The organism is Pseudomonas sp. zfem005, from assembly GCF_032621735.1.
GTDB classification, from domain to species: domain Bacteria; phylum Pseudomonadota; class Gammaproteobacteria; order Pseudomonadales; family Pseudomonadaceae; genus Metapseudomonas; species Metapseudomonas solani.
In genome coordinates this window covers 63,554-78,558 of the sequence record NZ_JAVYJE010000006.1, presented here as the reverse complement: position 1 = coordinate 78,558, position 15,005 = coordinate 63,554, and the positions used below count along the sequence as shown (strand labels likewise).

The 15,005-nt window shown below is 66.3% G+C and carries 14 protein-coding genes; 9 read left to right on the top strand and 5 right to left on the bottom strand.

All coding sequences use genetic code 11. The features are described 5' to 3' along the window. Positions 1–186: 186 nt before the first annotated feature. From asd to RTW82_RS14820, 3 genes are read right to left on the bottom strand one after another with little or no spacing between them, the layout of a single operon-like run. A complete protein-coding gene (asd, locus tag RTW82_RS14830; protein ID WP_021219755.1) occupies positions 187–1,050 on the bottom strand; it encodes an archaetidylserine decarboxylase in 864 nt (287 codons plus the stop codon). Positions 1,051–1,074: 24 nt separating this feature from the next. Continuing rightward, entirely contained in the window at positions 1,075–1,890 is an 816-nt protein-coding gene (gene rhdA / locus RTW82_RS14825) for a thiosulfate sulfurtransferase (RefSeq protein ID WP_316925542.1), read from the bottom strand. A gap of 46 nt (positions 1,891–1,936) precedes the next feature. Further along, a complete protein-coding gene (locus RTW82_RS14820) occupies positions 1,937–3,448 on the bottom strand; it encodes an HDOD domain-containing protein (protein ID WP_316925541.1) in 1,512 nt (503 codons plus the stop codon). A gap of 127 nt (positions 3,449–3,575) precedes the next feature. Between RTW82_RS14820 and motA the strand changes: the two genes are divergently transcribed. Together motA and motB are read left to right on the top strand one after the other, a co-directional pair. Next, positions 3,576–4,427 carry a flagellar motor stator protein MotA gene (gene motA / locus RTW82_RS14815; protein WP_021219752.1) on the top strand — a complete coding sequence of 284 codons (852 nt, stop codon included), beginning with the start codon at positions 3,576–3,578 and terminating at the stop codon, positions 4,425–4,427. A 13-nt stretch (positions 4,428–4,440) separates the two neighbouring features. Continuing rightward, a complete protein-coding gene (gene motB, locus RTW82_RS14810) occupies positions 4,441–5,511 on the top strand; it encodes a flagellar motor protein MotB (protein WP_316925540.1) in 1,071 nt (356 codons plus the stop codon). Positions 5,512–5,574: 63 nt separating this feature from the next. Here motB and rsgA read toward each other — a convergent pair whose 3' ends face one another. Further along, on the bottom strand, positions 5,575–6,606 hold the full coding sequence (rsgA, locus tag RTW82_RS14805) for a small ribosomal subunit biogenesis GTPase RsgA (RefSeq protein WP_316925539.1): 1,032 nt from the start codon (positions 6,604–6,606) through the stop codon (positions 5,575–5,577). 98 nt (positions 6,607–6,704) lie between these two features. On the opposite strand from rsgA, the gene orn reads away from it, so the two are divergent. Further along, positions 6,705–7,247, top strand: coding sequence for an oligoribonuclease (gene orn, locus RTW82_RS14800; protein WP_021219749.1), 543 nt, complete (start codon positions 6,705–6,707; stop codon positions 7,245–7,247). 6 nt (positions 7,248–7,253) lie between these two features. Here orn and queG read toward each other — a convergent pair whose 3' ends face one another. Next, entirely contained in the window at positions 7,254–8,318 is a 1,065-nt protein-coding gene (queG, locus tag RTW82_RS14795; RefSeq protein ID WP_316925538.1) for a tRNA epoxyqueuosine(34) reductase QueG, read from the bottom strand. Between the two features lie 66 nt (positions 8,319–8,384). Here queG and RTW82_RS14790 point away from each other — a divergent pair, with 66 nt between their 5' ends. The 6 genes from RTW82_RS14790 (at position 8,385) to hfq (ending at position 14,996) form a co-directional block, all read left to right on the top strand. Next, positions 8,385–9,884: an NAD(P)H-hydrate dehydratase gene (locus tag RTW82_RS14790; protein ID WP_316925537.1), complete on the top strand. Its 1,500-nt coding sequence runs from the start codon at positions 8,385–8,387 to the stop codon at positions 9,882–9,884. A 26-nt stretch (positions 9,885–9,910) separates the two neighbouring features. Then, entirely contained in the window at positions 9,911–10,339 is a 429-nt protein-coding gene (tsaE, locus tag RTW82_RS14785) for a tRNA (adenosine(37)-N6)-threonylcarbamoyltransferase complex ATPase subunit type 1 TsaE (protein WP_021219746.1), read from the top strand. 8 nt (positions 10,340–10,347) lie between these two features. Beyond that, entirely contained in the window at positions 10,348–11,784 is a 1,437-nt protein-coding gene (locus tag RTW82_RS14780) for an N-acetylmuramoyl-L-alanine amidase (protein WP_263403834.1), read from the top strand. Next, entirely contained in the window at positions 11,781–13,667 is a 1,887-nt protein-coding gene (gene mutL / locus RTW82_RS14775) for a DNA mismatch repair endonuclease MutL (RefSeq protein ID WP_316925536.1), read from the top strand. Before RTW82_RS14780 ends, mutL begins: the two co-directional genes overlap by 4 nt. A 1-nt stretch (position 13,668) precedes the next feature. Next, the gene (gene miaA / locus RTW82_RS14770; protein ID WP_316925694.1) at positions 13,669–14,643 is read left to right on the top strand and encodes a tRNA (adenosine(37)-N6)-dimethylallyltransferase MiaA; all 975 of its coding nucleotides are present in this window, start codon (positions 13,669–13,671) and stop codon (positions 14,641–14,643) included. A 98-nt stretch (positions 14,644–14,741) separates the two neighbouring features. Further along, on the top strand, positions 14,742–14,996 hold the full coding sequence (gene hfq, locus RTW82_RS14765) for an RNA chaperone Hfq (protein ID WP_031287790.1): 255 nt from the start codon (positions 14,742–14,744) through the stop codon (positions 14,994–14,996). The last annotated feature ends 9 nt before the right edge of the window (positions 14,997–15,005 follow it).

Sequence of the window (15,005 nt, the reverse complement as noted above, 5' to 3'; positions counted from 1 at the left end):
CAACTGCAGCGGGCAAGACGTGCGGAAATTTCACTCGCACTCTAGCAGCATCCCTTGCGGCCCGCAGCCCGTCGCGGGGTTGGTATGGCAAAGTGCTGCTACGGACTGGACGGCGAGCCGGGCGGCTGCACTGCAAGGTTGGACATTCGGTCGCAGCCTTGCGTTCAACCCGGCCCGCCCGGTTTATCAGGCCTGCGCGGGCTGTGCCAGCAGTTCGCCCATGCTCACCGCGCTGCCGGCGGCGAGGCCTTCGGCCCAGCGGATCTGCTGCGGGCCGAAGAGCACGATGGCGGTGGAGCCCAGCTTGAAGCGGCCCAGCTCGGCACCCTTCTCCAGGCTGATCGGCGCACGTGCGGCTTCGTCGTAGCGGAAGGTCTTCAGCTCGCGCTTGGGGGGCGTTACCAGGCCAGCCCAGACGGTCTCGATGGAGGCGACGATCATCGCACCCACCAGCACCACGGCCATCGGGCCGCGCTCGGTGTCGAACAGGCAGACCACGCGTTCGTTGCGGGCGAAGAGTTCGGGCACGTTCTCGGCGGTGCTCTGGTTCACCGAGAACAGGCGGCCGGGCACGTAGACCATTTCGCGCAGGGTGCCGCCCAGGGGGGCGTGCACACGGTGGTAGTCGCGAGGCGACAGGTAGATGGTGGCGAAGTCACCGCCCATGAAGGGCGCGGCGCGCTCGGCGTCACCGCCCAACAACTCCAGCACGCTGAAGCTGTGGCCCTTGGCCTGGAAGATACGGCCGTGCTCGATTGGGCCGAGCTGGCTGACCGCACCGTCGGCCGGGCAGAGGATGGCGCCGGGCGTCGGGTCGAGCGGGCGCGCGCCCTCTTTCAGCGCCCGGGTGAAGAAGGCGTTGAAGTGTTCGTAGGCGGTGAGGTCTTCGACCAGGGCTTCGCTCATGTTCACCTGGTAGCGGCGGGCGAACCAGGCGGTGAAGGCGTTCTTGAACCAGCGCACGCGGCACTCTGCCACGCAGCCGGCCAGGCGCGAGAGCAGGTGATGGGGCAGCAGGTATTGGCTGATGATGAACAGGCGTTCTTTCATGGGTGTTCCTTGTTTACCGGAGGCTCAGGCCTCGACAGGGGTATCCGGGTGGTTGCCCCACTCCGACCAAGAGCCGGCGTAGCCCTTGACGCGGGGGTAGCCCAGCGCCTTGGCCACCAGGTAGGTGAAGCCGGAGCGGTGGTGGGTCTGGCAGTGGGTGACGATTTCCTTGTCCGGGGTGATACCGAGCGATTGCAGGATCTCGGCGATGTCTTCGCGGATGCGCAAAGCGCGCTGCGGGTCCATGCCGGCGGTCCATTCGAAGTTCACCGCGCCGGGGACGTGCCCACCTTTGGCCGCCAGCACCTTGGTGCCGGCGTATTCGCCGGGGCCGCGCGCGTCCCAGATGGCCAGGTCGGCGGCGCCGAGGCGGCTCTGCAGGTACTCGCGGGTGGCGGTGGGCTCGTCGTGGATCACCAGCGGCAGCGGGCCGCCAGCCGGGGCTGGAGTCTCGGTCGCGGTGGCGCGGCCATCGGCCAGCCAGGCGTGTAGACCACCGTTCAGGTAGTGGTAGCGACCATGGCCGATCACATCCAGCAGCCAGATGAAGCGCCCGGCCCAGCCACCGCCTTCGTCGTCATAGACCACATAGGTGGCGTCGCTGCTCTGGCCCAGTTCGCCGAACAGGGTTTCGAGGTCCGCCTTGGCGGGCAGCAGGCCGGGGGCCGGGGCCTGGCCGAGCTGGGTGCGCTTGGGGGCGACGAAGCGGGCGCCGGGAATGTGGCCTTCGGCGTAGCGCGCGGCGCTGGTCAGGTCCACCAGGATCAGGTCGGGCGCATCGAGTCGAGCTGCCAGGTCGGCCGGTTCGATCACCAGTGGCAGGCCGGAAAAGGCGGACATTGAACACTCCGGAAGAGAATGAAAGAGGCGGATTGTAGCGGAAAGGTCAGCGCCCGCGCGTAGCAAAGCTGGCCAGGGCGCGCTCGATGCATTGCACGGTCTTTCCGAAGGCCTGGAGGCTGACGTCGGCGAAGGGCTGGCCGCCCTGGTCGGCGATCAGCAGCAGGGCGACGCGGCCATTGGCAGGGATGGAGCGCAGCAGCACGTGGTCGGCCGGGAACAGTGCCTTGAGGTTGCCGGGTATCAGCGCGGAGTACTGTGCGGCGTTCTCCGGCGTCAGGCGCAGTTGGCCGGGTTGCGCGAGCAGGCGGCGCAGCACCTGGCTCTGGGTCGGGTCCAGCTGCAGGCCGGCGGCTTCCCTGGGCAGCCCGGCACTTTGCTGCACCGCCAGCCGGCTCTGGGTGCGGTCGGTGAGCAGGATCAGGCAGCGGCGCATGCCACAGGCTGTGAGGGCGTCGCGGGCACAGCCGGTGAGCTGGACGATGTTGGCGAAGGGGCTGGGCTCCTTCAGCAACTGACCACAATGCTGGCGCCATTCGCTGAGTGCGGCGGCGGGGGGCGGGGTCGGCTTCACTTCCTCGGTCGGCCAGCGGCTGCAATCCCAGGGCCAGATCAACGCCTGGGCCGGGTGCCAGAGGTCACTGCGCGCGTGCTTGCGGGCGCTGTCGGCAGCGTGCTGGTGGATGAGCTGCTGCAGCTCGGTCAGCGGCAGTTGCATGTAAAGGCCGGTGAGGCGCTGCCAGCGCAGGCTGTGGTCGCAGGCCCAGGAGTCGTGGGCGGAGACCGCCAGCCCGTTGGCCAGCAATACCGTGTTGCCCGGTTGGGTGAGCCAGCGGCGCAGGGCCGGGTCGGCATCGAGCATCTGCTGCTGGTGCAGGGGGTGCTCGTTGTCACGGGCGATGTGCAGGGCCTTCACCAGCATGCGCCGGTCGGCGTTGAGCAGGCGGTAGCCGTAGGTGATCCAGTCCGGCAGCTTCCAGTGTTCGGCCAGGGCCTGGCACAGGCGCAGCAGTGGCACGCCGAGCAGTTCGAGCTCCACCTTGCGTGCCGGCTCGCCACGGACGATGACGCGGGTTTCCCAGGCGGCGAAGAGCTGCGGATGCAGGGCCAGCAACGGCCAGAGCGGGGACAGGAACAGCAGGCTGTTCCAGTGGATTTCCTGCCACAGGCGCGCCAGGCGGGCGGCGAACAGACCGCTGGCCTGTTGCGACGCGTGCTGGCTGATCAGTTGCAGTTGGCGCAGTGCCAGAGGGATATCGGCTTCGTTGACGGCTGGCAGGCGGTTGAGCAGTTCTTCCGAGCGCTTCAGGCCAAGGCGGGTCAGTGCCACTTCCAGGCTTTCCGCCGGGCTGTCGAGGGAGGAACCGGCGCGGTTGGCCTCACGCATGATGCTCAGTGCCAGGCCGGGACTATCCTGAATCAGGTCAGCGATCTCGCGCATCGAACGGCGGCTGTCGCCCAGGGCGCGGCGCACCCGTTCATGGCTTTCCGCCGGAATCGGGAGGCGGACACCGTCGAGTTGTTTGATCCAGGCGTCGAGGCTGCTGGGTGGGGGCATCTGCGTCTTCATGAGGTTTGAGCCAAACTGGCTTTTCGCCTTAACTGGCTATAGTCTGGCGCATAAGTTCCGATAATTAGAAGGGTTGTTTTCATAACCCTATTACTGACCCTTCAAGTCTCACTTTATGGCAAAAATAATCGGCATCATCGTCGTATTCGCCACCGTTCTCGGCGGATATGTCCTTTCCCACGGTAAGATCGGTGCCCTGATACAGCCTTTCGAGGTGTTGATCATCGGTGGCGCGGCGCTCGGGGCCTTCCTCCAGGCCAACCCGGGCAGCACCTTCATGCATGTGCTGAAAAAGTCGCTGAAGATGTTCGGCTCGCGCTTCACCCATGCCTTCTATCTGGAAGTGCTGCGCCTGCTCTACGAGATTCTCAACAAGAGCCGCCGCGAAGGGATGATGGCCATCGAGGCCGATATCGAAGACCCGGCTGCCAGCCCGATCTTCAGTAAGTACCCGGGCATCCTCAAGGATGCCGGGATGGTCGCGTACATCAGCGACTATTTGCGCATCATGTCTTCCGGCAACATGGCGCCCCACGAACTCGAAGGCTTGTTCGACATGGAACTGAACAGCCTGAAGGAAGACCTCGAACACCCCTCCCACGCCGTTACCCGCATCGCCGATGGCCTGCCGGGCTTCGGTATCGTTGCGGCGGTACTGGGTATCGTGGTGACTATGGCGCTGCTCGGCCAGGTCGAGCAGTCTGCGCTGGGCCAGCACGTGGGGGCGGCCCTGGTGGGTACCTTCCTCGGTATTCTCGCGGCCTACGGTTTCTTCGGCCCCTTGGCCGTCTGCCTGGAGCACGACGCGAAGGAAGAGCTCAACGTCTACGAAGCCATCAAGGCTTGCCTGGTTGCCTCGGCGTCCGGGATGCCTCCGTCGCTGGCGGTGGAGTTCGGGCGCAAGGTTCTATACCCCGCACATCGCCCGAGCTTCAGCGAGCTCGAGCAGGCCGTTCGCGGTAGCTGACCGGGGCTGAACCATGGATAACAACCAGCCGATCATTGTCAAGCGGGTCAAGAAGATCGCCGCTGGGCACCACGGCGGTGCCTGGAAGATCGCCTTCGCCGACTTCGCCACGGCGATGATGGCGTTCTTCCTGGTGCTCTGGCTGATGTCCTCGGCCACACCCGAGCAGAAGAAGGCCATTTCCGGCTACTTCCAGGACCCCATCGGCTTCACCGAAAGCGCCAGCCCCTATGTGATCGACCTCGGCGGTACGCCGACGCCGGCGCCGGACCGCACGCTCAACCCAGAACTGAAGGACGCCCCTGACGCCCAGGAGGCGGCGATCGACTCGACCAACAAGCAGGTCGACGCCAAGCAGGTGGAAACCCTGGCCGACCAGATCGAGAAGGAACGCCTCGAGATGCTGCTGCAGGAGTTGCAGAACAAGGTCGACGAGAACCCCGAGCTGCGCAAGTTCAAGGACCAGATCCTGTTCGAGATCACCCAGGATGGCTTGCGCATCCAGATCATGGACGCCGCCAACAGGCCCATGTTCGACCTCGGCAGCGCACGCCTGCAGCCCTATTTCGAAGACATCCTGCTGATCATGGCCGAGACCATCAAGGCCGTGCCGAACAAGATCAGCATCAGTGGCCACACCGATGCCAAGCCCTTCGCCGGGGCTGGCGAGTTCGGCAACTGGGAACTTTCCGCCGGCCGCGCCAACGCTGCTCGTCGGACCTTGGTGGCAGGCGGTTACCCCGATGATCAGGTCGCCCGGGTGGTGGGCTATGCCTCCTCGGCGTTGTTTGATCGCGAGGACCCCTTCAACCCGGTCAACCGGCGCATCGATATCATCGTGCTGACCAAGAAGGCCCAGCGCGATATCGAAGGCTCCCATGGCGACCAAAACGCACCCGCTGAAGAGGGTACGCCGCCGGCTACGCCTGCCAGCGGCACTCAGCCCGCCATCCCGGGTGCGGCTTCGGGAACCCAGGCCACGCCGCCGGGCGTCGCCGCGCCGCTGCAACCCCAGGAACTGCAGCAGAAGCTGAACATCTTCGAGGACGGCGTGCTGAAGATGGACGAGAACAAGCAGCCCTGACCGGCAGCCGCCCTGAATGAAAAAGGCCACGCGATTGCGTGGCCTTTTCGTTTACGGCGCCTGTCAGTACTCGGGTTCCGGCAGGCTTTCGAGGATGTGCCGGTAGCTCGACATGCGCTGGGGCTGCACGCGGCCGTCCTCCAGCGCCTTGAGCAGGGCGCAGCCGGGCTCGCGGTCGTGCTTGCAGTCGCGGAAGCGGCAGGTGCCGAGCAGGTCGCGGAACTCGATGAAGCCGGCTTCCACGTCGTGGCGGCTGACGTGGCCTAGACCGAATTCGCGGATGCCGGGGGAGTCGATCAGCTCGCCGCCGCCGGGGAAGTGGAACAGCCGCGCGGTGGTGGTGGTGTGGGTGCCCTTGCCGGTCAGCTCCGAGAGCGGGCCGACGCGGGTGTCGACACCGGGCAACAGGCTGTTGACCAGGGAGGATTTACCGACGCCGGACTGGCCGACGAACACGCTGACGTGGCCGTCGAGGCGTGTCTGCAGGTCCTGCATGCCACCGCCGCCGTGTGCCGAGACTTCCAGCAGCGGATAGTCGAGCTGCCGATAGACGCCCAGCAGCGAGTCGAGCATCGCGCTGTTTTCATCGTCCACCAGGTCGGCCTTGTTCAGCAGCAGCAGCGGCTGGATGCCGGCATGCTCGGCGGCCACCAGGTAGCGGTCGATGAGGTTGGCGTGCGGGTGGGGCAGGGGAGCGAAGACGATGACGATCAGGTCGACGTTGGCCGCCACCGGCTTGAGCAGGCCGCGCATGTCCGGCCGGCACAGCTCGCTGGTGCGCGGCAATTGCGCGACGATCACGCCGCTGCTCTGGTTGCCCGAGCGCCAGACCACGCGATCGCCGGTAACCAGCGCTGGCAGGTTGGCGCGCAGGTGGCAGCGGAAGACCTGGCCGGCGATCTCGCCTTCCAGCGCCTCGACCTCGACCTGCACGCCGAAGTGGGCGATTACCAGGCCGGTCTGTTCGGGGCCGAGATCGCCGCCTTCCAGCTCGTCGAGCGCGCGTGATTCGCGCTTGGCCGCACGGGCGGCGCGCTCTTCCTGGATCTTCTCGATGCGCCAGCTTTGCCGGCGGCTGAGGTGGCGTTTGGCCATGGAACTTCCACTGATTGAAAACGGCGGCGAGTTTAGCACGGGCAGCCCGGCGCACCGGGCTCTAAGCTAGAATGCGCGCCTTGCCTTGGAGAGCGAACATGCAGAACGCACAGAACCTGATCTGGATCGACCTGGAAATGACCGGTCTCGATCCCGATAACGACGTCATCATCGAAATGGCCACCATCGTCACCGACAGTGATCTCAACGTGCTCGCCGAAGGCCCGACCATCGCCGTGCACCAGAGCGACGAGATTCTTGCCGGCATGGACGAGTGGAACACCCGCCAGCATGGCCAGAGCGGCCTGACCCAGCGCGTGCGCGAGAGCCGCATCAGCGCCGCCGAGGCCGAGGCGCAGACCCTGGCCTTCCTGGAGCAGTGGGTGCCCAAGGGCAAGTCGCCGATTTGCGGCAACAGCATCTGCCAGGACCGCCGCTTCCTCTATCGCCATATGCCCAAGCTGGAAGGCTACTTCCACTACCGCAACCTGGACGTCTCCACCCTCAAGGAACTGGCCGCGCGCTGGGCGCCCCATGTGCGTGACGGCTTCAAGAAAAGCAGCACCCACCTGGCCCTGGACGACATCCGCGACTCCATCGCCGAACTGCGTCACTACCGCGAGCACTTCATCAAGGTCTGAGCCGTTTCAGGCGGCCTGGTGCCGGGCGAGGGCCCACTCCACGTGTTCGCGCACCAGTTCCGAGGGGTGCTCGCGCCGGGCACGCAGGGCCTCCAGCACCGGGATGGTCGAGGGGGCGTTGCCCAGGCCGACCGCCAGGTTGCGCAGCCAGCGTTCGTAGCCGGCGCGGCGTAGCGGCGAGCCTTCGGTGCGGGCGAGGAACTCCTCCTCGTTCCAGGTGAACAGCTCCGCCAGGGCCGCATTGTCCAGGCCGTGGCGGGGCTGGAAGTCGCCCTGGTCGGTGGGGCGGGCGAAGCGGTTCCAGGGGCAGACCATCTGGCAATCGTCGCAGCCGAACACGCGATTACCGATCAGCGGGCGCAGCTCTTCCGGGATCGAGCCCTTGAGCTCGATGGTCAGGTAGGAGATGCAGCGCCGCGCGTCCAGCTGATAGGGCGCGACGAAGGCAGCGGTGGGGCAGATGTCCATGCACGCTGAGCAGCGCCCGCAGTGTTCACTGCCGTGGGGGGCATCCACCGGCAGCGGCATGTCGACGAAGAGTTCGCCGAGGAAGAAGTAGCTGCCGGCCTTGCGGTTGAGCACCAGGGTGTTCTTGCCGATCCAGCCGAGGCCCGCCTGTTCGGCGATGGCCTTCTCCAGTACCGGTGCGCTGTCGACGAAGGCGCGATAGCCGAAGGGGCCGATGGCCTGCTGGACCCGCTCGGCCAGTTGCTGCAGGCGCTTGCGGATCAGCTTGTGGTAGTCGCGGCCCAGTGCGTAGCGCGAGACGTAGGCCTTCTCCGGCTGCCCCAGTACCTGCGCCATGCGCGTGTCGCCGGGCAAATAGTCCATGCGCAGAGAGACCACCCGCAGTGTGCCGGGGACCAGCTCGTCCGGGTGGGAGCGCTTGCTGCCGTGGGCGGCCATGTAATCCATCTCGCCCTGGTAGCCCGCGTCCAGCCAGCGCTGCAGGTGCGCCTCGTGCTCGCCCAGCTCCACCCCGGTGATGCCCACTTGCTGGAAGCCGAGCTCGCGTCCCCAGTCCTTGATGGACTGCGCGAGGTCGGCGAGTTGTTCGGGGGATAGGGGCATGCTGGAGGGAAACCGCAATCGAGGTGCGTATAATTCTGCCAGACCTAGCCCTGAACGCCGAATCGCATGCCCGACCCAATCGATGACCTGCCGCTCGCCCTCTATTCATCTGCCCAGGTGCGCGAGCTGGATGCACGCCTGATCGCCGCCGGTACGCCGGGGTTCGAGCTGATGCAGCGTGCCGCCCATGCCACCTGGCGCGCCCTGCGTCGCCGTTGGCCGAATGTGGGTGAGCTGACGGTGCTGGCCGGCCGTGGCAACAACGCCGGGGATGGCTACCTGATCGCTGCGCTGGCCCTGCGCGCGGGTTGGCGTGCCCAGGTGCTGGCCGTGGGTGATGCTGCTGCACTTGAAGGCGACGCCGCGCTGGCACGGGATGAGGCGCTGAGCGCCGGTGTGTCCATCCTGCCGTGGAACGAGACGGCAGACCTGCAGGGCATCGTGGTCGATGCGTTGCTGGGGACCGGGCTCGCCGGTGAGGTTCGCGAGCCTTATGCCGAGGCCATCCATTGCATCAATGCCAGCCATCTGCCGGTGCTCGCGGTGGATGTCCCTTCCGGCCTCTGCGCCGATACCGGTCGTGTGCTTGGCGTTGCGGTGCGCGCCGACCTCACCGTGACCTTCATCGGCCTCAAGCTGGGCTTGTTTACCGGCGCGGCACCTGACCGGGTCGGCGAACTGGTTTTCGACGGCCTGCAGGCGGACGAAGCGATCGTTGCCAGCCAGCTGTTCGTCGCCCGGCGCCTGGCCGTCGATGGGCTCGACCTCCTGGCTTCGCGCCCGGCGACTGCTCACAAGGGACGCTACGGCCGCCTGCTGGTGGTGGGCGGCGACCTGGGCACCGGTGGTGCAGCCCTGCTCAGCGCCGAAAGCGCGCTGCGCAGCGGGGCTGGCATGGTGTCGCTGGCCACCCGAGGCGAGCACGTTGGTGCTGCGCTGTCGCGCATGCCCGAGGTGATGAGCGTGGGGGTGGCGTCCGCCAACCAGCTGCGTGGCCTGGCAGCTGCGTCCAACGTATTGGTGGTTGGCCCCGGGCTCGGCCAGGGTGCCTGGGGGCGCAGCCTGCTGAGCGCCGTGATTGCGCACGAGGTGCCCCAGGTCTGGGATGCCGATGCCCTCAACCTGCTGGCCGCGGGTGGGGTCGTTCTGCCCGAGGGTTGCGTGATCACGCCGCACCCGGGGGAGGCCGCGCGGCTGTTGGGTACCAGCATCGCCGAAGTCCAGAGGGATCGCCCCGCCGCCGCCCTCGCGCTTGCCCGTCGCTATCGCACCACCGTGGTGTTGAAGGGCGCCGGCAGCCTGATCGCGGGCGTGGATGGCCGCCTGGCGCTCTGTGATCGCGGCCATCCCGCCATGGCCGGGGCCGGGCTGGGGGATGTGCTCGCCGGCGTCATCGGTGCCCTGCTGGCCCAGGGCATGGCCCCGTTCGAGGCCGCTTGTCTGGGCGTCTGGCTGCATGCCAGCGCTGGCCAACTGCTGGGCGCCCAGGGGCGTGGGCTGGCAGCCAGTGACTTGATTCCTACCATTCGTCAGCTGCTCGAGGAGTGCTCGCCGTGCCTGAGTTGAATCTTTTTGCCGACGGCGAAGACGCCATGCTGGCGCTGGGCGCGCGCCTGGCGCAGGCGACCGGAGGCCGCGGCATCATCTACCTGCACGGTGACCTTGGGGCCGGCAAGACCACGCTGTCGCGCGGCATCCTGCGTGGCCTGGGCCATGGCGGTTCGGTGAAGAGCCCCACCTTCACCCTGGTGGAGCCCTACGAGATCGGCGAGTTGCGCGCGTTCCACTTCGACCTGTATCGCCTGGCCGACCCGGAAGAGCTTGAATTCCTGGGTATCCGTGACTATTTCGAGGGCGATGCGCTGTGCCTGATCGAGTGGCCCCAGAGGGGCACCGGCATTTTGCCAAAGGCCGACATGGACATTACCATTAGCCCCCATGCAGGCGGCCGTACGCTGCATCTGTCGCCGCATACCGAGCGCGGCGAGTCCTGGTGCGCCGCCTTGGCCACGGGAGTATGAACAAGAGAATGGGGTGGGGTATGCGCTCGCGCGCGCTGTTTGCCGGGATTGGGGTTCTGCTTGCGGTGTTTGCCGCTGATGTCCTGGCCGCTGCGGAGGTTCGTGGCGTTAGGCTTTGGCGCGCCCCTGACAATACCCGGCTGGTGTTCGACCTGTCTGGCCCCGTGCAGCACAGCGTGTTCACGCTGGCAGCACCTAATCGCATCGTCATCGACATCAGCGGCGCCCAGCTGGCCACCAAGTTGGAGCAACTGTCGCTGAGCAATACACCCATCACCAGTGTGCGCTCCGCCCAGCGCAGCCCCACCGAGCTGCGTGTGGTGATAGACGTATCCGCCGCCGTCGTGCCCAAGAGCTTCTCCCTGGCGCCGAACCAGCAGTACGGCAACCGCCTGGTAGTGGACCTGTTCGACCAGGAAGCCGCTGCCAATGAGGCTTCCACGCCCCAGGTCGCCGTGGCGCCGAGCACGCCGCAGCCGCCGGTATCTCCGACCCAGCCAGCCACCAGCAAGCTGCCGCCGGTACCCGGTGGCAACCGCGACATCATCATCGCCATCGACGCCGGCCACGGCGGCGAAGACCCGGGCGCCCTCGGGCCCAAGGGGCAGCATGAGAAGGACGTGACCCTGGCCATCGCCAAGGAGTTGCAGCGCCAGATCAACCAGGAGAAGGGCTTCCGTGCCGAGCTGGTGCGTACCGGCGACTACTTCATCCCGCTGCGCAAGCGCACCGAGATCGCCCGCAAGAAGGGCGCGGACCTGTTCGTCTCCATTCACGCCGACGCCGCGCCCAGCCGCAGCGCCTTCGGTGCCTCGGTGTTCGCCCTGTCGGACCGTGGCGCCACCTCGGAGACCGCCCGCTGGCTGGCCGACAACGAAAACCGTTCCGACCTGATCGGCGGTGTCGGCAGCGTCAGCCTGGATGACAAGGACCGCATGCTCGCAGGGGTGCTGCTGGACCTGTCGATGACCGCGTCGCTGTCCTCCAGCCTCAACGTCGGGCAGAAGGTGCTGACCAACATCAGCCGCGTCACGCCGCTGCACAAGCGCCGCGTCGAGCAGGCCGGCTTCATGGTGCTGAAGTCCCCTGACATCCCGTCGATCCTGGTGGAAACCGGCTTCATCTCCAACCACAACGAATCGCAGAAGCTGGCCAGTGCCGGTCACCAGCAGGCCCTGGCGCGCTCCATCCAGGGCGGCATCAAGCAGTTCTTCCAACAGAACCCGCCGCCCGGCACCTACATCGCTTCCCAGCGTGACCAGGGCAAGATCGCCGCCGGCCCGCGTGAGCATTTGGTCACCTCCGGTGAAAGCCTCGCGCTCATCGCCCAGCGCTACCAGGTGAGCCTCGCGGCCCTGCGCAGTGCCAACGGCCTGAAAAGCGACAACATCAAGGTCGGCCAGACCCTGGACATTCCCGCCACCGCACTGGCTGCCCAGCCATGAGCGAGCTGCGTCGCATCCAGCTGTTGAGCCCACGCCTGGCGAACCAGATCGCCGCCGGCGAGGTGGTCGAGCGCCCGGCCTCGGTAATCAAGGAACTGCTGGAGAACAGCCTCGACGCGGGCGCCCGGCGCATCGACGTCGAGGTCGAGCAGGGCGGCATTAAGCTGCTGCGGGTGCGCGACGACGGCGGTGGCATTCCGGCCGACGACCTGCCGCTGGCCCTGGCACGCCATGCCACCAGCAAGATCCGTGACCTCGAAGACCTTGAGCGGGTGATGAGCCTGGGCTTCCGTGGCGAAGCGCTGGCGTCCATCAGTTCCGTCGCGCGGTTGACCATGACCTCGCGTACCGCCGATGCCGAGCAGGCCTGGCAGGTGGAGACCGAAGGGCGTGACATGGAGGCCCGTGTGCAGCCTGCCGCGCACCCGGTGGGCACCTCGGTGGAAGTGCGCGACCTGTTCTTCAATACCCCGGCGCGGCGCAAGTTCCTGCGTGCCGAGAAGACCGAGTTCGACCATCTGCAGGAAGTGATCCGGCGGCTGGCCCTGGCTCGCTTCGATGTCGCCTTCCACCTGCGACACAACAACAAGACGGTCTTCGCCCTGCACGAGGCGAAGGACGAGATCACCCGCGCGCGGCGCGTGGCCAGCGTGTGCGGCCCGGCCTTCCTCGAACAGGCGTTGCCGATCGAGGTGGAGCGCAACGGCTTGCACCTGTGGGGCTGGGTCGGCCTGCCGACCTTCTCCCGCAGCCAGGCGGACCTGCAGTACTTCTACGTGAATGGCCGCATGGTGCGCGACAAGCTGGTGGTGCACGCGGTGCGCCAGGCCTACCGCGATGTGCTCTACAACGGCCGGCACCCGACCTTCGTTCTGTTCCTGGAGGTGGACCCGGCCGTGGTGGACGTCAACGTGCACCCGACCAAGCACGAAGTGCGCTTCCGTGAAAGCCGCATGGTCCATGACTTCCTCTACGGCACGTTGCACCGTGCGCTGGGCGAGGTACGGCCTGAAGATCACCTGGCTGCCCCCGCGGCCGTGGGTGGGATGGTCCGGGCCACCGGGGCCGAGGCGGGTGAATTCGGCCCTCAAGGTGAAATGAGCCTGGCCGCGACCGTTCTGGAACAGCCGGTCAGCCAGCCGGCCTGGACGCCATCGTTCGGTGGCGCAGGGGCCGGCTACCAGGCACCACGACCCTCACCGGTGCTGGGCACCGCCGAGGCGCAGGGCGCCTACCGTGAATATTTCGCGCCCATGACGGGCCAGTCCGCCGGCGTATTGCCGGATAGCCAGGGCGATATCCCGCCGCTGGGCTATGCCCTGGCGCAGCTCAAGGGCATCTACATCCTCGCCGAGAACGCCCAGGGGCTGGTGCTGGTGGATATGCACGCGGCCCATGAGCGCATCACCTACGAGCGTCTGAAGGTCGCGATGGCCAGCGAAGGGCTCAAGGGGCAGCCGCTGCTGGTGCCCGAGTCGCTGGCCGTGAGTCAGCGTGAGGCCGACTGCGCCGAGGAGCATGGCAGCTGGTTCCAGCGCCTGGGCTTCGAGCTGCAGCGTCTTGGGCCTGAAACCCTGGCCATCCGCCAGACGCCCGCATTGCTCAAGCAGGCCGAAGCGACCCAACTGGTGCGCGACGTGCTCTCCGACCTGCTGGAGTACGGCACCAGTGACCGCATCCAGGCTCACCTGAACGAGCTGCTGGGCACCATGGCTTGTCACGGCGCCGTGCGGGCCAATCGCCGCCTTACCCAGCCCGAAATGAACGGCCTGCTGCGCGACATGGAACACACCGAGCGCAGCGGCCAGTGCAACCATGGCCGCCCCACCTGGACGCAGCTGGGCATGGATGACCTGGACAAGCTCTTCCTGCGTGGCCGCTGAGATGGGGCAGCCCCTGCCACCGGCCATCTTCCTGATGGGCCCCACTGCCGCCGGCAAGACCGACCTTGCCCTGGACCTGGCGCGCCACCTGCCTTGCGATCTGATCAGCGTCGACTCGGCGCTGGTCTATCGCGGCATGGACATCGGTACGGCCAAGCCCGAGAAGGCCATTCTTGAGGCATTTCCCCATCGTTTGATCGATATCCGCGACCCGGCGCAGAGCTACTCTGCCGCCGAGTTCCGCAGCGATGCGCTGGCCGCCATGGCCGAGATCACCGCGAAGGGGCGTATCCCCCTGCTGGTCGGCGGCACCATGCTCTATTACAAGGCGCTGCTGGAAGGCCTGGCGGATATGCCCAGTGCCGACCCGGCCGTGCGCGCGGGGCTGGAGGCGCGCGCCGAGCGTGAGGGTTGGGAAGCGTTGCATCGCGAGCTGGCGGAGGTGGACCCGGAGTCCGCTGCGCGCATCCACCCGAACGACCCCCAGCGGCTCACCCGCGCCTTGGAGGTGTACCGGGTGAGCGGGATGACGATGACCGCACATCGTCAGCGACAGGCGTTGCAAAATCCCGACTCGGGCCCCTCTGGCCGGGGGCAATTGCCTTATACTGTCGCCCACTTGGCGATCGCTCCGACGCAGCGCCAGGTGTTGCACGCGCGAATCGCGCAACGATTTCGTCTGATGCTGGAACAGGGCTTTGTCGAAGAGGTCGAAGCTCTGCGCGAAAGACGTGACTTGCACGCCGGACTGCCGTCTATAAGAGCTGTCGGTTATCGCCAGGTATGGGAATACCTGGACGGCGACCTGACCCGGGCCGAAATGGAAGAGCGAGGCATCATTGCAACGCGCCAATTGGCCAAGCGGCAGTTCACCTGGTTACGTAGTTGGGCTGATATACATTGGCTGGACAGCCTGGCTTGCGACAATCTGCCGCGCACCTTGAAATACCTGGCGTCGGTCTCCATATTGGGCTGAGACCTCACCAGTTACCGTCTATCCTTGGGGGTAGGGCGGCCTAACTTTCTCGTCATTTGACAACTAAATCGATTTATATCCCTACAGGAGTGCGGCATATGTCAAAAGGGCATTCGCTACAAGACCCTTACCTGAATACCTTGCGTAAGGAACGCGTACCGGTTTCCATCTATCTGGTTAACGGCATCAAGCTGCAAGGCCAGATCGAATCCTTCGACCAGTTCGTGATTTTGCTGAAGAACACTGTCAGCCAGATGGTCTACAAGCACGCAATCTCCACCGTGGTACCGAGCCGTCCCGTGCGTCTGCCGAGTGCCACCGAGCAAGAAAACCCCGAGCCTGGTAACGCCTGATAGGAGTCT

What these genes read in the sequence shown, in the direction of transcription:
- asd (WP_021219755.1), bottom strand. Translation starts at nt 1,050, where the DNA reads ATGAAAGAACGCCTGTTCATCATCAGCCAATACCTGCTGCCCCATCAC.
- rhdA (WP_316925542.1), bottom strand. Translation starts at nt 1,890, where the DNA reads ATGTCCGCCTTTTCCGGCCTGCCACTGGTGATCGAACCGGCCGACCTG.
- RTW82_RS14820 (WP_316925541.1), bottom strand. Translation starts at nt 3,448, where the DNA reads ATGCCCCCACCCAGCAGCCTCGACGCCTGGATCAAACAACTCGACGGT.
- motA (WP_021219752.1), top strand. Translation starts at nt 3,576, where the DNA reads ATGGCAAAAATAATCGGCATCATCGTCGTATTCGCCACCGTTCTCGGC.
- motB (WP_316925540.1), top strand. Translation starts at nt 4,441, where the DNA reads ATGGATAACAACCAGCCGATCATTGTCAAGCGGGTCAAGAAGATCGCC.
- rsgA (WP_316925539.1), bottom strand. Translation starts at nt 6,606, where the DNA reads ATGGCCAAACGCCACCTCAGCCGCCGGCAAAGCTGGCGCATCGAGAAG.
- orn (WP_021219749.1), top strand. Translation starts at nt 6,705, where the DNA reads ATGCAGAACGCACAGAACCTGATCTGGATCGACCTGGAAATGACCGGT.
- queG (WP_316925538.1), bottom strand. Translation starts at nt 8,318, where the DNA reads ATGCCCCTATCCCCCGAACAACTCGCCGACCTCGCGCAGTCCATCAAG.
- RTW82_RS14790 (WP_316925537.1), top strand. Translation starts at nt 8,385, where the DNA reads ATGCCCGACCCAATCGATGACCTGCCGCTCGCCCTCTATTCATCTGCC.
- tsaE (WP_021219746.1), top strand. Translation starts at nt 9,911, where the DNA reads ATGCTGGCGCTGGGCGCGCGCCTGGCGCAGGCGACCGGAGGCCGCGGC.
- RTW82_RS14780 (WP_263403834.1), top strand. Translation starts at nt 10,348, where the DNA reads ATGGGGTGGGGTATGCGCTCGCGCGCGCTGTTTGCCGGGATTGGGGTT.
- mutL (WP_316925536.1), top strand. Translation starts at nt 11,781, where the DNA reads ATGAGCGAGCTGCGTCGCATCCAGCTGTTGAGCCCACGCCTGGCGAAC.
- miaA (WP_316925694.1), top strand. Translation starts at nt 13,669, where the DNA reads ATGGGGCAGCCCCTGCCACCGGCCATCTTCCTGATGGGCCCCACTGCC.
- hfq (WP_031287790.1), top strand. Translation starts at nt 14,742, where the DNA reads ATGTCAAAAGGGCATTCGCTACAAGACCCTTACCTGAATACCTTGCGT.